Consider the following 15,683-nt stretch of genomic DNA (forward strand, 5'->3'; position numbering starts at 1 on the left):
ACGCCTCCGGGTCTACGCCGGGACGGACCCGGCCAGGTTGACCGAAGGTTAATCCCGTATGGATGAGCCCAGCATGAACAGGGCCTTCATCTTTCGTCCGAACCCGGAAAATGGTTCAGAACGCGCTCTGTCCTGCGTGCCGCAGCTTGTGATCCGCCAGCACGAGCGCGGCCATGGCCTCGCCGACCGGGACCGCACGGATGCCGACGCAGGGATCGTGGCGGCCGCGGGTTTCGATCTCGGTCTCGTTGAAGTCGCGGTCCAGCGTGCGCCGGGGAACGCGGATCGAGGAAGTCGGCTTGACGGCAAAGCGCACGACCAGATCCTGGCCGGTGGAAATGCCGCCGAGCACGCCGCCATTATGGTTCGACAGGAAATGCGGACCGTCCTCGCTCATGCGCATCTCGTCCGCCGCCTCTTCGCCGCGCAGGGCGGCCGAGCCGAAGCCGGCACCGATCTCGACACCCTTGACGGCATTGATCGTCATCATCGCCATGGCCAGGTCGCTGTCCAGCTTGCCATAGACGGGTGCGCCCCATCCGGCCGGCACACCGGAGACCACGACTTCGACGATGGCACCGGTTGAGGAACCGTCACGGCGCAGCGCGTCCATGTCCGCTTCCCACAGGGCGGCGGTTTCCGCGTCCGGGCAGAAGAAGGGGTTCTCGTTCACCTGGTCCCAGTCCCAGCGCGAGCGGTCGATGGCACGGGCACCCACCTGGACCAGTGCGGCCCGGATCGCGATCCCGTCTCCCAGCACCTTGCGGGCAATGCCGCCGGCGGCCACGCGCATGGCCGTCTCGCGGGCCGATGAACGCCCGCCGCCGCGATAGTCCCGCACGCCGTACTTCATGTCATAGGTGTAGTCGGCGTGGCCGGGACGCCACTTGTCGCGGATATCGCCATAATCCTTTGACCGCGCATCGACATTCTCGATCATCAGCCCGATCGGCGTGCCGGTGGTGACAGAGCCGCCCGTGCGGTCGTCCTCGAACGTGCCGGACAGGATACGCACGCGATCCGGTTCCTGGCGCGGCGTGACATGGCGGCTGGAGCCCGGGCGGCGCATGTCCAGCCAGGGCTGGAGATCCTCCTCGCTCAGGGGAATTCCGGCCGGGCAGCCATCGACGACGGCACCGATGGCCGGGCCGTGGCTTTCGCCCCAGGTGGTGATCCTGAACAGGTGTCCGAATGAGTTGTGAGACATGATCGATCCGCGTTTTGGCGCAGACTAGTCGCGGATCAGGCGTCCGTCACGCAGCCGACTGCGCTTTGCGGATCCAGCGGGCCAGGCGGGCATGGGCCGAAGGGCGGGAATATTCGTGGATGAAGGCTTCCAGATCCGCCCGGTCGAGCAGGGAAGGGGTGTCGGACGGACCGGTTTCCTGTGCTGCGGCAATGCGGATTGTGATGATCGTACCGGGCTCGCCGACCGCGGTCACGCGTTCGCCGTCGCGTGTGCCGGCCGGGATGCGCACCAGGACGGGGCGCTCGCCATGGCGCAGGGTGCGCGTGACGCCGGTGGCCGCCTCGGTCCGGCTGATCTCGATATCCAGGCAGACCGGCGCATTGGCCTTGATCAGGTCCATGGCCGCAACGATTTCCGCCAGTCTCGCAAGCGTCTGCGGCGTCGGGGGAGTGACGTCGGGATGCAGGGTCTTCACGAGTGCGCGAAAGGCGGACCTGGCCGCCTCGCGCCCGTCACCGGGCGCGAGTCCGAGGGCGGCATAGGCCTGTCCGATACTCGTAACACGCGCTTTCATACCGTGAATCTAGGACGAGAAGATTCCCGAAAGGTTGACGCCGCTGACTTTGAGCGTACCTAGGCGGCAAGCACGCCGGAGGTGAATCATGTCGAAGTCGAAGCCGGGTCTCATTCCGCCCTCGCCGGACGCGGATGCGTATGCAAAGACCGCCGATGCCAATGCCGCGGAGATTTTCGACCGCGAGGATCCGTTCGCCCTGTTCGCCGACTGGCTGGAGGATGCCAAGCGCAAGGAGCCGAACGACGCCAATGCGATGGCGCTGGCGACGGCGGATGCCGACGGCCTGCCGGATGTGCGCATGGTGCTCCTGAAGGATGTCGATCCCGACGGCTTCGTCTTCTACACCAATCTGGAAAGCGCCAAGGGCCGGCAGCTGGCGGTGAATGCCAAGGCGGCGCTGTGCTTCCACTGGAAGTCCCTGCGCCGCCAGGTGCGGGTGAGGGGGCTTGTCCAGCCGGTCGCAGCCGATGAGGCCGACGCGTATTTTGCCTCCCGCGCCCGGGACAGCCGGATCGGTGCCTGGGCGTCGAAACAGTCGCGACCGCTGGAGAGCCGGTTCGCCCTGGAAAAGGCCGTTGCCCGCGAGGCGGCGCGCTTCGGTCTCGGCGAAGTGCCGCGCCCGCCGCACTGGTCCGGTTTCCGGATCGTGCCGGTGTCGATCGAGTTCTGGCGTGACCGGCCCTTCCGCCTGCACGACCGCATGACGTTTTCGCGACCGGATTCACACTCGCCTTGGCAGGTCGATCGGCTGTATCCTTGATACGAAGCCAAGCGGGGGCTTGATATGCGCAGTTTCGGCAAATTCCTGCGGGCGGTCCTCGTCCCGCTCGGATGGGTGTGTGCCCTTCTGGCCCTGGGTGTGCCGCTCTGGTTCGCAATGGCGGCCTTCGGGACGAAGTGGGAATTCATCGACCTGGCGACGGGTCTGGGGTGGATGACACACACGATCGGCCGGCCGCTTCTGTTCGCGAGCCTCGCGGCTGGCGGGTCGAGCCTGTTTCTGTCGCTGGTACATCTGGTCGCCCGCCGGCGCTTTTCCGGTGCGCTCTTGTCACCGCTGCTCGCCGTCATCGTCGGTGTCGCAGGGCTCGGGTGGACCTGGCAGATCGACCGGCAACGCAGCGCACAGCCGCTGCTGCTGGACGTGACGACCGACCTTCAGGACCCGCCGCACTTCACGCCATCCTTCGCCGCGCGCCGCTCCGCGCATCACCAGGCGCTCGAATATGCAGGCAAGCTGGGCGAGGACGGGCGTTCGCTCGCGGCCGTGCAGGCGCAAGCCTATCCGGCACTCGCGACGGTTCACGTCAGCCGGGCACCGGAGACGGTGTTTGCAGACGCCCTGCGCTATGCGCATACGCATCGCTGGCGTGTCGGAACAGCCTCGGCAAGCGCCGGCATGTTCGAAGCTGGCACGGAGAGCTTCTGGTACGGTCTGCGTGACGACATTGTCGTCCGCGTGCGCGATGACGGGGAGGGCGGCAGCCTCGTCGACATCCGCTCCCTCGCCCGACAGCCGATCCACGATCTCGGCCGCAACGCCCGGCGCGTCCAGGCTTTCAGCACGGCGATCGCGGAAGACGCTCGCTAGGCCGCCACGCCCAGCGTGTATTCGGCTTCCAGCCCGGGCTCGCCTGTGCAGGCAATGCGGCCGGTTTCGATCATGTGGATGAGGTGGGCGAGCACCGAGTGGGCGGCGGCCGGGTGGAGCCGCTTGTCGACATCGGCATACATCGCCTGAACCATGTCACGCACGCGGTGCCGGCCGGCGCGGACCTGTTCGAGTATCTGCGCCTCGCGCTGCATGCGGTGGTCGATATAGGCCTGGATGAAGGCGCGCGGTTCGGTGATTGCGGGACCGTGGGTCGGCCAGAGAATGTCGAAATCGCGGTCGCGGATACGGGCCAGCTCACGCAGATAATCGCCCATATGACCGTCCGGCGGGCTGATCACACTGGTCGACCAGGCCATGACATGGTCGCCGGCAAACAGCGTGTTTTCTTCCAGCAGGGCGTAGCAGACGTGATTGGAGGTATGGCCGGGCGTGTGAAGCGCCTCGATGGACCAGTCCTTGCCCCGGAAAACCTCGCCGTCGCGCACCTGGACATCCGGTTTGAAGCCGGTGTCGTCGCCAGCCTCGAGGCGGACCTCTCCGCCGGCGGGCGGGGTGATCTGCGGGCCATAACCATAGACGGTCGCGCCGTGCTTTTCGGCAAGCGGATGGGCCATCGGCGAGTGGTCGAGGTGATGATGGGTGACGAAGACATGCGTCACACGCTCGCCGGCCAGCGCGCGGTCGAGGGCCTCGATATGGTCGGGATGGACCGGCCCCGGATCGATCACGGAAACCTCGCCGTGACCGATGATATAGACACCTGTCCCGGTATAGGTGAACGGGCCGGGATTGGGCGCAATGACCCGGCGAATCCGGTCGGACAGCCGGTCGCAGCGGCCATACTCGAATTCAAAGTCTCGAATAAAGGGGATGGCAGTCATGAACGCCTGTCGGGCTGCAGGGAGGATGAGGGGCGGACCAGGTCGCGGAAGGCCGTGGCGAGCCGCCGGGTCACGGTAATCTTGTCGCGCAGCTTCATGGCAATGGGCGGACCCATATCTGTCTTGTTCACATCGACGACGTAGAGGCGGCCGTCGGTGCGGTCGCGCAGCACGTCCAGCCCGCCCCAGTCCAGCCGCATCGCCCGGGCAAAGCGGACCAGGCTGTCCTGCTCGGCCGGGGTGAAGACGGTATCGGTCTCGGCGAAGTCGACCTCGTCATTGGAATTGCAGAAGCGCACGGCCTCGCGGCGGCGCTTGCGCAGCACCAGCGGGATGCGTCCGCCGATCATCGGGCAGCGCAGATCCTCGACCAGGCCGCGGCCGTTGCGGTTGTCGATCACGCGCTGATAGACATGCCCGTGGCGGGCCGGGGCCGGGCCCTGGATGATCCGCCCGTCATGGGCGCCATTGATTTCGGATTTCTCGACCATCGGCCCGGCCCAGCTTTCCGGATCGACTGAGAGCGGATAGCCGAAACACTGTTCGAACACGCGGGCGACGTGGCTCTTGGCGATGCTCTGGCAGCCGGCATTGATGAGGCGTGTGCCGGGCTGGGCCTGGACCGGGTGACACACCGTGCAATCGTCGAACACGAAGACGGCGTCGGCCGTCTCGGGGCTGTCGGCGATGCGGGCGCCTGCCGCGTGAAGCACCGACCAGACGAGATACCAGGGCCGCGGCCGGTCCGGGGTGAACCAGATGCGGGGGCCGGACTGCGAAGCGGACTTCAGCCGCCAGGATTCGACCACGAAATAGAAGGGGAACCAGGCCAGCACTTCGCCGATAAGTCCCGGTTCGAGACGCAGGCGTGCCCCGGTCTTCTTGACGGTGACGACACCGTCCTGGAACTCGAAGTCTCGCCACCACAGCGCACTGTGCATGGAAGGGCCTTTCTCCTGTCGTCACGCCGCATCCTAGGCATGTGCCGGACGCATGCAATTCACGCTGGATCACGGACGGCGCGGATCTTGCGTGAAGTGGCGCGAAGCCAATCACGCGGGGCGAATGTGAACGTCGGGGAATTCATAAGCAAGCGCGTCCTGCGCCTGGGCTGGCTCGTCCTCGTGCTGATCGTGGCCGACTCTTTTGTCAGTGGTGCGACAGATCAGGCAGCACTGTCCCGGACGGCACCCTTGCCCCCGGCCGATACCGCCCTGATGCAGGAGTAACGGCAGAGGCTTCATTGACAATGCCTTCGCCCCATTGAAACTGCGGCGAACTCCGGAACGAGCCGATTACTGCATGTTTGGTTTTGTACTCCGGCGCGTAGGCGTCGCCATCCCGACTATCCTGGTGATCATCACGATCGCCTTTTTCATGATGCGTGCCGCTCCCGGCGGGCCCTTCGATCTGGAACGGCCCATGCCCGAGGAGACGCGTCAGATCCTGCTGGCCAATTACGGCATGGATCAGCCGCTGTGGCGGCAATATCTCGACTATATGGGCGATCTTGCCCGAGGCGATCTCGGCCCGTCGCTCAAGCTGCGCGACAAGCAGGTCAACGAGATCATTGCCGAAGGCTTTCCGGTCAGCGCGACGATCGGCCTGTTCTCGATGTTGCTGGCGATCACGCTCGGTTCCTTCCTCGGCTCCGTGGCGGCGTTGCGGCAGAACACGGCGGGCGACTTCTCGGTCATGACCTTCGCGATGGTGGGAATCAGTATCCCTCCCTTTGTCATGGGTCCGATCCTGGCGCTGGTCTTCGGCCTCTATCTCGGTCTTGTGCCGACCGGCGGTCTCGATCCGCGCTATGGCATGACGCCGGACCGGCTGATCCTGCCGATCATCACGCTGGCACTGCCGCAGATCGCGATCATCGCGCGCCTGATGCGTGCGTCGATGATCGAGGTGATCCGCTCGAATTATATCCGCACCGCCCGCGCCAAGGGCCTGTCGGCCCATGCCGTCATTTTCCGGCATGCGCTGCGGTCGGCCGTGCTGCCGCTGGTCAGCTATCTCGGCCCGGCCTCGGCTGCGGTGATCTCCGGTTCGCTGGTTATCGAGCGCGTCTTCCAGCTGCCCGGTATCGGCAAGCATTTCGTCGATGCCGCCCTGCAGCGCGACTACACGGTCGTGATGGGCGTGGTGATCATCTACGCCACGCTGATCATCGTGCTGAACCTGCTCGCCGACCTGCTGTACGGCGTCCTCAATCCCAAAGTGAAGTACGAATAATGACGTTGCTGTCGACGCCCGGGGAAAAGGCGGAAATCCTCGAAGCCGCCTCCGTGAAGGGCCGCTCCCTCTGGGACGACGCCCTGGCGCGCCTCATGCGCAATCGTGCCGCCGTCACCTCCATGGTGATCCTGGGCATCCTGATCCTGCTGGCCACGGTCGGGCAGGCGCTTTGGGTGCACGATTACGACACGATCTATCGCGACAAGGTCTGGATCGCACCGACCTGGGAAGACTGGCACATCCTGGGCACCGATGCGCAGGGCCGCGACATGGTCGCGCGTATCCTGGTCGGCCTCGGCGTATCGCTCATGGTAGGTGTGGTGGCGACGATCGTCTCGCTGCTGATCGGTGTGACCTGGGGTGCGACGGCCGGCTTCATCGGCGGCCGGGTCGACCAGGCGATGATGCGCTTCGTCGATATCCTCTACTCGCTGCCTTTCATCTTCTTCGTGATCATGCTGATGGTGGTGTTCGGGCGGAATATCGTCCTGATCTTCGTGGCTATCGGCGCGGTGGAGTGGCTGACCATGGCCCGTATCGTGCGCGGCCAGACCCTGGCGCTGAAGAACATGGAATTCGTCGAGGCGGCCGAGGCGGCCGGCGTGTCGCGCTTCAAGATCATCCAGCGCCACATCATTCCCAACGTGCTCGGACCGGTCGTGGTCTATGTCACGCTGATGATTCCGGTCGTGATCCTGGCCGAAAGCTTCCTGTCCTTCCTGGGACTGGGGGTGCAGGAGCCGCTGACCTCGCTGGGCCGCCTGATCTCGGCCGGCGCGCAGGACATGGAGCCGGCGCCGTGGACGCTGATCGGGCCGGCGGTGACGATGATGGTCACGCTGTTCTGCCTGAACTTCATCGGCGACGGCCTGCGCGACGCGATCGACCCGAAGGACAGGTAGAGAGCCCGCCGGACGCGCGGTTGCGCCTGCCGCGCCGAAGAGCCGCTCCTAAAGGGGGCGGCTCTTCCGTGAGCTGGGGCAGGTTTGTATGTAATGCTACTCTTCGCGGCGGACGCGGACGGCGCGTCCCTCCCCGTCGATGCGGAGCAAGTAGCTGCTCATCGCACCGCGCCGGATTTCCGCGAAATGGGGCCCTTGGCCACGGAGCCGGATTCGTCGACCATCGTCGGTCTGCCGCCACACCTGCCCATTCTCCATTTCGAACAGCATCGTGTCGTAGCCAACGACGCGGATGCGTTCCAGGCGCATCGTGACTGTGTCGACATTTCCTTCGTCGTCCCGGGCAACGACGCGGAACTCTTCCTCTGCCAGTTCGGTCGCCGATTGCGGGGTAGCTTCCCGACCGGGTGTCTGTGCTCGTGGCGTCGCTGGCTCGGTGCCCTCTGCGCCGGCTACTGCTTCGTGCTGCTCGCGCCCTGAAGACAGATTGGGAAGAGCGAAACGCGGCAGGCTGGGTAGGTTGAAACCGAAGCTGTCACGCTCGACCGCTTCGACCGCCTCGCGCTCGACAACCACAATATCGCCGGTATCACGAGCGTTGGCGAGCCGGGTCGAGGTCTCGTCAAAACAGGCCAGACGGGTTTCAATGTCTGCGATCAAGCGGCAGGCGAGCACATCATCCACCGGATCGCCCTGGAACGCGAGAGCGGCCGGGGCGAGAAGTGCCATCGTGGCGGCGGACAGGGTCAGTCGGGAAAGAGCAGACATGGCTGAAATCCTATTGGTGTGACTACTGGACACGTTCGGCCCGGAACCAGCGCCCGCCATTATTCAGGCGCATGAAGTAGGAGCCGAGGGCGCCGCTGCGGATATTGGCCGTCAGACCGGGGCGGACACCGCTGCGAATACCCTGGATGCGCGTGCTGTCCGTCTGGCGCCACACCTGGCCATTGGCAAGGGTGACCACGACATCGCCGGCGCGATTGATCTCGATATCGGTAACCGACAGGTTCTCGATCCGCTCGATATCGCCGTCTTCGGTGCGGTGGACAATCCGGTCCGGCGAGTGGGCCGTTGCATCGGCTTCGACCAGGTCGTCCTCGCCCCCGCCATTGCGGCGGCCCAGGCCCGGAATGGAGAAATTGGGCAGGGTCAGACCGAATACCGATTCTTCCGCTGCTTCGATCTGGCCGCGATCGACCGCGACGACTTCGCCGGACTCGGCATTCCCGTAGAGGGTTTCCACCGCCGCATCGAGACAGGCCAGGCGCGCGGCATCGTCGCCAATACTCCGGCACTCGAACAGCGGTTGCAGGGGCGAGTCACCGGATTGCGCATAAGCGACGGGTGTCAGGACAAGTGGCGATATCACAAGGAGTAATCGGGCGTTCATCTTCTTTCCGTCAAGTTGCGCACGCTTCGAACTATGCGCGACCGGCAGGCGGCTGTCGACCGGCCCGTCATGTTCGGCTAGAACGAGAGTCACATCTTCCAGTGACGCGTCGGAGGGGAGACCGAACCGTGATCCGCAAAGCCATTATCAGCACCCTTTTCCTGTCCGCATCCGCCCTTGTGCTGGCGAGCTGCGGCGGTGGCACACCGACCGACAGCGATGCGGTCGTCCTGCACCGCGGCAATTCCTCCGAGCCGCTGTCACTGGACCCGCACAAGGCCTCGGGTACGTGGGAAAACAACATTATCGGTGACATGTTCATCGGTCTGTTCACCGAGGACGTGTCCGGCACGCCGGTTCCGGGCATGGCCGAAAGCTGGGATGTCTCCGAAGACGGTCTGACCTGGACCTTTACCCTGCGTGAAGCTGTCTGGTCCGATGGCGAACCGGTGACGGCCGGTGACTTCGTCTATGCCTGGCGCCGCATCGCGTCGCCGGCGACAGGCGCGCAATACGTGTCCCTGCTGTATCCGATTGCCGGCATGGAAGAGGCGACCCGGGGCGAGCTCGATCCGCAGGATATCGGCGTGCGCGCGATCGACGACCGCACGCTGGAGATCAATCTGGTCAATCCGGCGCCCTATCTTCCCGGTCTTCTGACCCATTACACGACCTTCCCGCTGCCGCAGCACGTGGTCGAGCAGTATGGCGACGAATGGGTCCGCCCGGCGAACATCCAGGTCAATGGCGCCTACCGTCTCGAGGACTGGCGCACCAACAACTTCGTGCACCTGCAGCGCAACGAGATGTTCTTCGACAACGAGAATGTCTGCATCGACGACGTGTACTATTACCCGACCGTCGACAACTCGGCGGCCGGCCGCCGGGTGCGCAATGGCGAGCTGCACATCAACAATGATTTTCCGGGCCAGCAGCTGGACTTCCTGCGCCGTGAAATCCCGGACTATGTGCGCATCGCGCCCTACATGGGCACGATCTATTTCTCCATCAACACGGATCTGGAAGGCTTCTCCAATCCCGATGTCCGCAATGCGCTTGGCATGGCGATCGACCGGCACTTCATTGCCGACGAGATCCTGCGCGCCGGGTACGAGCCGGCCTATTCGCTGGTTCCGCCCGGTGTTGCCAACTATCCGGGCGGCGTGCGCGCCCAGTGGGCCGACATGCCGATCGAGGCGCGCCGCGAGCGGGCCCGCGAACTGCTCGAGGCCGCCGGCTACGGTCCGGACAATCCGCTGCGTTTCGAATACACCTATCGCGCCACGCGCGATAATCCGCGCGTCGCGCCGGTGGTGCAGAATGACTGGTCGGCGATTGCCGAATGGGTCGAGCCCGAGCTGATCGTCAACGACACCCAGATCCACTACGACAATCTGCGCGCCCAGGACTTCCAGATCGCCGATGGCGGCTGGATCGCGGACTATAACGACCCGTACAACTTCCTCTTCCTGGGCGAATACAGCTCGGTGCCGATGAACTACTCCCGCTACAATAATCCGGAGTATGACGCGCTGGTCACCGAGGCGAACCGCGAGCTCGATCTGGAACGCCGGGGTGAAATGCTGGCGCGGGCGGAACAGATGTATGTCGATGACATGCCGATCATCCCGATCGTCTACTATGTCTCGAAGAATCTGGTGAACCCGGACGTGACCGGGTGGGAAGACAATATCGTCGACCTGCACCGCACGCGTTATCTCTGCCTGGCCAGCGCAAGCGAAGCTGGCAGCGAAGGCGAGGACGGCTAGGCCGGCTTGCCAGACGATATACCCCCGACCTAGCCTGAAGCATCGGGGCCTGGGCCGGGGGATATGTCATGTCAGGAAGCGATGTTGTAACGGATGCAGTCGTCGGCGGTTCGGCCGCCGGCGAACTGGGCGATGCGATACAGTCATCGCGCCGCCGGAAGTCGGACCGGTACTCGGTCTTTGCCTCCCCCACGCCTGCAGGCACCTGCTCCAACTGTGCTACAGAACTTTCCGGTCCGGTCTGCCACAGTTGCGGACAGGCCTCGGATACCTTCCACCGCCCGGTCTGGGACCTTCTGCTCGACGTGCTGGACGGATTGCTGGGTCTGGAGGGACGCCTTTGGCGGACCTTGCCGCCGCTCATGTTCCAGCCGGGAAAGCTGACGACGAATTATCTGACGGGCGTGCGGGCACGCTATGTCATGCCTTTCCGGCTCTATCTGACAGCCAGCGTGCTGTTCTTTCTCGCCTTCTTCGCGGTGAACGAGGGTCTGAATACCGGGCCGGAACCGGTTGCCGGTTCCGACATCGCCGAAGCGCGTGAAGCGCTGGAGACCGGCGATCTTGAGGCCGGGCTCGCCATGATGCCGGAGGAGGCGCGGAACGAGGTGATCCGCCAGGTCGAGCGCGGGCTGGACGAGGCCGAGAACGCCGAAAGCGCAGAAACGCCCGAGGCGCGCGAACTGCGTCAGCAGGCCGAGCGCAACGAGCTGAAGCAGCGCATCCGCTATGGCCTGCTGCCGGAATACTACCCGCGCGAGGCAGCCGCGCTGGACCCCGACGAGACCGTGGAGATCTCCGAGGGCATGGTGATGAATTTCGACGGGATCGAGGAATTGCCGCTCAGCTTCCGGCTGCGTCTGGCGGATGGAATCGATGCGGTGATCGATTCACAGGGGCAGGCCCTGTGGGCCGCCATGAAAACCTGGGCGCCGCGGCTGATGTTCGGCCTGTTGCCGATCTATGCCCTGTTGCTGGCCGTGACCCATTTCTACAAGCGCGGCCTCTATTTCTACGACCACCTCGTCGTGACGCTGCACTTCCACGCCTTCCTCTTCTTCATGTTCCTGCTGGTCGGCGTGATCAGCCTCGTTCTGGGGCCGGGCTGGGCCGTCCTGGTGTTCTTCCTGTGGTCGAACTACTACCTCTACCGGCTGCACCGTACGGTCTATTCACACGGCCGGTTCTCGTCCTTCCTGCGCGTCATTTTCCTCGACATGGTCTATCTGATCATCCTGTCCTTCGGACTGATGGTGCTCGTATTCGTGGGGCTGTTCACGGCGTCCTGACGCGCTTCGCCTGCAAAGCCGGCACAAAAAAGGGCCCGCCGGAGCGGGCCCTTTCCTGTTTTGGGCAATGGCCGTCGCGCTATTGCGGCACGGCCACCCGGCTGCGCATCTGAACGCCGGGCTGGCCCGCTTCCTGGCGGGCCTGGATGGCGGCACGCACTTCCGGCATCTCCATCAGCGCATTCAGGCGAGCCGCGGTCTCGGCGGACTCTGCCGAGACGCCGAACAACTCCTGGAAGGCTTCCAGCGGCGTGCGCTGGCGCGGGAAGCGGCGCAGACGCACCTCGTCCTCCGGTGCCAGACCGGCGAGCTCGCGAGCGGCGTCGACGGCGTCGCGGAAGCCGCCGATCTCGTCGACCAGGCCCAGATCGAGCGCCTGGGCACCCGTCCACACGCGGCCGCGCGCAATCTCCAGCACCCGCTCCAGCGGCAGGTCGCGGCCGTCGGCCACGCGCCGGGTGAAGTCGTCATAGACGTCTGCCATCTGGGCGCGGAAGGCGGCGCGCTGGCTGTCCGTCCAGGCTTCCTGGCTGGACATGGCCGTGGCGTATTCGCCGCCCACCGACAGCGTCTCGACATTCAGCCCGACCATGCCGAACGTCTCGTCCAGCACGATCTTGCCGCCCAGAACGCCGATCGAACCGGTGAGCGTGGTGGCGTGGGCCAGCACATAGTCGGCCGGCGCGGCCATGTAATACCCGCCGGACGCGGCGAGCGAGGCCATGGAGACCACGACCGGCTTGCCGGCTTCGCGGGCCCGGTTGATCGCGTGCCAGATCTGGTCGGACGCAATGGCCGATCCGCCGGGCGAATCGACCCGGATGATGATGGCACGGACATTCGGATCGTCCGCGGCGGCCAGGATGGCTTCGGACGTGAAGTCGCCGCCGATCATCTCGTCGCCGCCAAGCGGATTGGCGTCGGCGTCACCGGTCACGATGGCGCCCTGGCCTTCGATCAGGGCGATGACGGGCGCATTGCTCCAGGCCGGCGAGGCCTGTTCGTGATAGACGGCGAGTTCCACCACCTCGCTGCCGGCGCCGGCGCGGTCCAGGGCGGCCTCGCGGGCCTCGACGACATGACCGAGACGGTCGACAAGGCCGGCATCGAGCGCCGCTTCCGCGGTATGCGGCGCGGTTTCGAAGACGCTCCGGATCTCGCTGGTCGAGAAGCCCCGGTCGCCGGCGATTGCGGCAACGGCGGTGTCATAGATCGAGCCCAGATAGGATTCGGCCGCTTCGCGGTGTGCGTCGGTGAAACCGGTCTGGGTGTAGGTGTTGGCGGCGTTCTTGTATTCGTGGAACTGCTCGAATTGCGGTTCCGCATTGAAGTGTTCGAACAGCCCGCCGAGGAACATCACCTCGGAGGCCAGGCCGGCCGGCGTGAAGGATGCCGTGTCCTGCAGCCAGATCTCGTCAGACCCGGAAACCGCGAAATAGCCGGTCACGCTGGTGCCTTCAAAGCCCTGGGCGTGGGTGATCACGAACTTGCCGGCCTCGCGGAAGTCGGCGATCGCATTGCGCATTTCCTCGGCCATGCCCGGTGACAGGCCGAACTCATTGGCGCGGATGAAAACGCCCTGGACGCGGGCATCGTCTTCCGCGCGCTCCAGCGTGCGGACGATGTCGACGACCGAGAGCGGTTCGGCAAAGGCGAAGGGCGAGCGCGACGGGCTGTCGAGCCGTGGCGTGCGCAGATCCAGTTCCAGGACAATGCCGTCATGGGGCAGGGCGGTTTCGCGCTGGGCGCCTTCCATGGCGGAATTGATCATGGCGCCGATCATGAGGAAGACGACGATGACAGTGAGGACCGAGCCGACGACGACGCCGACAATCGATCCGAAGAACGTTACCCAGAACTGTTTCATGGAAGCCCTTTCGACCCACGCAGACACACGGAGACGCCGCAGTGCAAGATGCGGTCCCCTTTTGCGCCATAATGTAGGGCCCGCGGGGATTTGGGTCGAGGGATCGTGTCCGTCTAAGTCCCGCAGGCGGCAATACGGCGCAGTCCGGCGGCCGGAAGCGGATGCTGTGCAGTGAGATCAGGGGCGGGAAAGTGAATGGTCGGAGTAGCAAGATTCGAACTTGCGACCCCCGCCTCCCGAAGACGGTGCTCTACCAGGCTGAGCTATACTCCGAACCGAGGCGCGGCTTATAGCCAACTCTTTTGTACGGCGCAACGCGCCAATGACAGGCAAGCTGCAGTCTGCTCCGGCGCGGGGCGGGAGCCGTGCGGATTCACCTGTGAACACGCGCCATGTGCAGTTTGCGCTGCAGCAAACCGCATTGCCCCGTTGCATCCCCCCCGGGGGTTATGTATTTACCGCGCTCCGTCCTCGCTGACGGGCCCGGTTGGGGCGTCGCCAAGTGGTAAGGCATCGGTTTTTGGTACCGACATTCCCAGGTTCGAATCCTGGCGCCCCAGCCATTCCTTTCCAGATCATACCGGAAAAGACCGTACCGGATGACCGGTTCGGCCGCGCCCGCATCGTGAGACCGGCATCGCGAGATTGTGATAACGGCACGCCGCACCCGTTCGCGGCTCGCTTGCGGTCAGACCGCCCGATTTTTCGCTTGTCCCCGAAATGCCGCGTTTCGTCCCGTTTCGCTGTGCAACCGTACCGGAAACGGAATACCATCTGTGCGCGAAAGGCAGGCCGGGGGTGGTCGCAATACGCGAATCTTGGCGATTTGAGCGCAGTTGAGGCCGCATTCCAGCCACAAAGATGTATTGATCGTGGTGTAACGCTGGTGTTAGCGTTCATGCCAATTCGCAAGCGGCGCGCATGCGCCTATAAGTTGATGGGCCAACCATCACGGGGTTTCGAAGGGTTGCTGGAGCGATGCCTTCGTGGACTGAAACGCATACCGCCCTGTGCGGTCGCTGTCTGCAGGCGCTCGGACCGGGCCGCTTGAGAACGAGGGTAGGGGGCCTAACCGGCAGGTATTTGCCGGTCAGCATCGAAGTTTTTTTGGGGCGGGGGACCGGCGTGGGAACCCGCATTGACCATTGTGAGGCGAGAAATGGTGAACTTGAAGAATTTGGTTCGCGCGTCGCTTATGGCGACAGTTGCGGCGGGCGCCTTCGGCGGTGCCGCCGTTGCGCAGCTGGACCAAACGCTCAGTGTTGCGCGCAACAACACGCAGGAAGGCGCGCAGACGCAGCGCCGTATCGACCAGCTGGACGACCAGCGGACCGATATCGAGCTGGAGTATCGCGCTCTGCTCGAGCAGATCGAATCGCAGCGTCTGTTCGTCGAGCAGCAGCAAGTCTTCATCCGCTCGCAGGAAAATGAAGTCGAATCGCTGCAGGCGCAGATCAACCGCGTCGACAGCATCGAGACCGACCTGGCGCCGATGATGCGCGAGATGGTTCAGAACCTCGAAGAGTTCGTGAACCTCGACCTGCCCTTCCGCCTCGAAGGCGAGAATGGCCGTCTGGCGCGCATCGAGAACCTCTACGAGCTGGTTGACGACCCGAACGTCTCGCCGGCCGAGCGCTATCGCGTCATTCTCAACGCCTACGAGATCGAAGCCTCCTATGGCCGTTCGCTGAACGCCTATGAGGATACGGTCCTTGAAGACGGCGTTCCGGTGAACGTCACCGTGCTGCAGATCGGCCGTGTCGCCATGATTCGCCAGTACGACGATGGTTCCATGACGATCCGTCATAACGGTTCCAGCGACTGGGAAGCGCTTCCCGGCAGCTATGAAGCCAATGTGACCCGCGCCATCCGCATCGCCCAGGAAGTGACGACACCGTCCGTCTTCCTGGCGCCGCTGCCTGGCCCGGCAGTTGCCCAGTAACGGCTTGGAACGGAGAGTGAA

14 protein-coding genes and 2 tRNA genes are annotated in these 15,683 nt (G+C 64.5%); 8 read left to right on the plus strand and 8 right to left on the minus strand.

From position 1 onward, the window contains the following. Nucleotides 1–115 precede the first annotated feature (115 nt). Together aroC and PKE71_RS00710 are read right to left on the minus strand one after the other, a co-directional pair. Nucleotides 116–1,207 carry a chorismate synthase gene (gene aroC, locus PKE71_RS00705; protein WP_271185032.1) on the minus strand — a complete coding sequence of 364 codons (1,092 nt, stop codon included), beginning with the start codon at nucleotides 1,205–1,207 and terminating at the stop codon, nucleotides 116–118. A gap of 46 nt (nucleotides 1,208–1,253) precedes the next feature. Further along, entirely contained in the window at nucleotides 1,254–1,763 is a 510-nt protein-coding gene (locus tag PKE71_RS00710; RefSeq protein WP_271185033.1) for a hypothetical protein, read from the minus strand. A gap of 88 nt (nucleotides 1,764–1,851) precedes the next feature. On the opposite strand from PKE71_RS00710, the gene pdxH reads away from it, so the two are divergent. Together pdxH and PKE71_RS00720 are read left to right on the plus strand one after the other, a co-directional pair. After that, nucleotides 1,852–2,526, plus strand: a complete 675-nt coding sequence (pdxH, locus tag PKE71_RS00715) for a pyridoxamine 5'-phosphate oxidase (protein WP_271185034.1) — start codon at nucleotides 1,852–1,854, stop codon at nucleotides 2,524–2,526. A 24-nt stretch (nucleotides 2,527–2,550) separates the two neighbouring features. Then, nucleotides 2,551–3,357 carry a DUF1499 domain-containing protein gene (locus PKE71_RS00720; protein WP_271185035.1) on the plus strand — a complete coding sequence of 269 codons (807 nt, stop codon included), beginning with the start codon at nucleotides 2,551–2,553 and terminating at the stop codon, nucleotides 3,355–3,357. Here PKE71_RS00720 and PKE71_RS00725 read toward each other — a convergent pair. Together PKE71_RS00725 and PKE71_RS00730 are read right to left on the minus strand one after the other, a co-directional pair. Beyond that, the gene (locus PKE71_RS00725) at nucleotides 3,354–4,262 is read right to left on the minus strand and encodes an MBL fold metallo-hydrolase (protein ID WP_271185036.1); all 909 of its coding nucleotides are present in this window, start codon (nucleotides 4,260–4,262) and stop codon (nucleotides 3,354–3,356) included. The two genes, PKE71_RS00720 and PKE71_RS00725, sit on opposite strands and share 4 nt — an antisense overlap. Beyond that, nucleotides 4,259–5,203 carry an ATP-grasp domain-containing protein gene (locus tag PKE71_RS00730; RefSeq protein WP_271185037.1) on the minus strand — a complete coding sequence of 315 codons (945 nt, stop codon included), beginning with the start codon at nucleotides 5,201–5,203 and terminating at the stop codon, nucleotides 4,259–4,261. Before PKE71_RS00730 ends, PKE71_RS00725 begins: the two co-directional genes overlap by 4 nt. 361 nt (nucleotides 5,204–5,564) lie before the next feature. Between PKE71_RS00730 and PKE71_RS00735 the strand changes: the two genes are divergently transcribed. Then, nucleotides 5,565–6,497 carry an ABC transporter permease gene (locus PKE71_RS00735; RefSeq protein ID WP_271185038.1) on the plus strand — a complete coding sequence of 311 codons (933 nt, stop codon included), beginning with the start codon at nucleotides 5,565–5,567 and terminating at the stop codon, nucleotides 6,495–6,497. Next, nucleotides 6,497–7,402, plus strand: a complete 906-nt coding sequence (locus tag PKE71_RS00740) for an ABC transporter permease (protein ID WP_271185039.1) — start codon at nucleotides 6,497–6,499, stop codon at nucleotides 7,400–7,402. The genes PKE71_RS00735 and PKE71_RS00740 overlap by 1 nt, the downstream gene beginning before the upstream one ends. Before the next feature lie 96 nt (nucleotides 7,403–7,498). On the opposite strand, the gene PKE71_RS00745 is transcribed toward PKE71_RS00740, so the two are convergent. Both PKE71_RS00745 and PKE71_RS00750 read right to left on the minus strand, forming a co-directional pair. Then, nucleotides 7,499–8,170 (minus strand): hypothetical protein, encoded by a 672-nt coding sequence (locus PKE71_RS00745; RefSeq protein ID WP_271185040.1) that lies wholly within the window; start codon nucleotides 8,168–8,170, stop codon nucleotides 7,499–7,501. A gap of 22 nt (nucleotides 8,171–8,192) precedes the next feature. Next, nucleotides 8,193–8,795 carry a hypothetical protein gene (locus tag PKE71_RS00750; RefSeq protein WP_271185041.1) on the minus strand — a complete coding sequence of 201 codons (603 nt, stop codon included), beginning with the start codon at nucleotides 8,793–8,795 and terminating at the stop codon, nucleotides 8,193–8,195. 128 nt (nucleotides 8,796–8,923) lie between these two features. Between PKE71_RS00750 and PKE71_RS00755 the strand changes: the two genes are divergently transcribed. Beyond that, nucleotides 8,924–10,564 carry a peptide ABC transporter substrate-binding protein gene (locus PKE71_RS00755; RefSeq protein WP_271185042.1) on the plus strand — a complete coding sequence of 547 codons (1,641 nt, stop codon included), beginning with the start codon at nucleotides 8,924–8,926 and terminating at the stop codon, nucleotides 10,562–10,564. A gap of 68 nt (nucleotides 10,565–10,632) precedes the next feature. Beyond that, nucleotides 10,633–11,853, plus strand: a complete 1,221-nt coding sequence (locus PKE71_RS00760) for a DUF3667 domain-containing protein (RefSeq protein WP_271185043.1) — start codon at nucleotides 10,633–10,635, stop codon at nucleotides 11,851–11,853. Between the two features lie 79 nt (nucleotides 11,854–11,932). Here the strand turns inward: PKE71_RS00760 and sppA are convergent, their stop codons facing one another. Then, complete coding sequence (gene sppA / locus PKE71_RS00765; protein WP_271185044.1) at nucleotides 11,933–13,720, minus strand: signal peptide peptidase SppA; 1,788 nt, start codon at nucleotides 13,718–13,720, stop codon at nucleotides 11,933–11,935. Nucleotides 13,721–13,916: 196 nt separating this feature from the next. Further along, nucleotides 13,917–13,993: transfer RNA gene (locus PKE71_RS00770), tRNA-Pro, on the minus strand. 215 nt (nucleotides 13,994–14,208) lie between these two features. On the opposite strand from PKE71_RS00770, the gene PKE71_RS00775 reads away from it, so the two are divergent. Then, a tRNA-Gln gene (locus PKE71_RS00775) sits at nucleotides 14,209–14,283 on the plus strand. 632 nt (nucleotides 14,284–14,915) lie between these two features. Next, nucleotides 14,916–15,662, plus strand: coding sequence for a DUF3450 domain-containing protein (locus tag PKE71_RS00780; RefSeq protein WP_271185045.1), 747 nt, complete (start codon nucleotides 14,916–14,918; stop codon nucleotides 15,660–15,662). Nucleotides 15,663–15,683: the final 21 nt, after the last annotated feature.

The sequence above is a fragment of the Maricaulis virginensis genome (genome assembly GCF_027922185.1).
Classification (GTDB): Bacteria; Pseudomonadota; Alphaproteobacteria; order Caulobacterales; family Maricaulaceae; genus Maricaulis; species Maricaulis virginensis.

What these genes read in the sequence shown, in the direction of transcription:
- aroC (WP_271185032.1), bottom strand. Translation starts at nt 1,207, where the DNA reads ATGTCTCACAACTCATTCGGACACCTGTTCAGGATCACCACCTGGGGC.
- PKE71_RS00710 (WP_271185033.1), bottom strand. Translation starts at nt 1,763, where the DNA reads ATGAAAGCGCGTGTTACGAGTATCGGACAGGCCTATGCCGCCCTCGGA.
- pdxH (WP_271185034.1), top strand. Translation starts at nt 1,852, where the DNA reads ATGTCGAAGTCGAAGCCGGGTCTCATTCCGCCCTCGCCGGACGCGGAT.
- PKE71_RS00720 (WP_271185035.1), top strand. Translation starts at nt 2,551, where the DNA reads ATGCGCAGTTTCGGCAAATTCCTGCGGGCGGTCCTCGTCCCGCTCGGA.
- PKE71_RS00725 (WP_271185036.1), bottom strand. Translation starts at nt 4,262, where the DNA reads ATGACTGCCATCCCCTTTATTCGAGACTTTGAATTCGAGTATGGCCGC.
- PKE71_RS00730 (WP_271185037.1), bottom strand. Translation starts at nt 5,203, where the DNA reads ATGCACAGTGCGCTGTGGTGGCGAGACTTCGAGTTCCAGGACGGTGTC.
- PKE71_RS00735 (WP_271185038.1), top strand. Translation starts at nt 5,565, where the DNA reads ATGTTTGGTTTTGTACTCCGGCGCGTAGGCGTCGCCATCCCGACTATC.
- PKE71_RS00740 (WP_271185039.1), top strand. Translation starts at nt 6,497, where the DNA reads ATGACGTTGCTGTCGACGCCCGGGGAAAAGGCGGAAATCCTCGAAGCC.
- PKE71_RS00745 (WP_271185040.1), bottom strand. Translation starts at nt 8,170, where the DNA reads ATGTCTGCTCTTTCCCGACTGACCCTGTCCGCCGCCACGATGGCACTT.
- PKE71_RS00750 (WP_271185041.1), bottom strand. Translation starts at nt 8,795, where the DNA reads ATGAACGCCCGATTACTCCTTGTGATATCGCCACTTGTCCTGACACCC.
- PKE71_RS00760 (WP_271185043.1), top strand. Translation starts at nt 10,633, where the DNA reads ATGTCAGGAAGCGATGTTGTAACGGATGCAGTCGTCGGCGGTTCGGCC.
- sppA (WP_271185044.1), bottom strand. Translation starts at nt 13,720, where the DNA reads ATGAAACAGTTCTGGGTAACGTTCTTCGGATCGATTGTCGGCGTCGTC.
- PKE71_RS00780 (WP_271185045.1), top strand. Translation starts at nt 14,916, where the DNA reads ATGGCGACAGTTGCGGCGGGCGCCTTCGGCGGTGCCGCCGTTGCGCAG.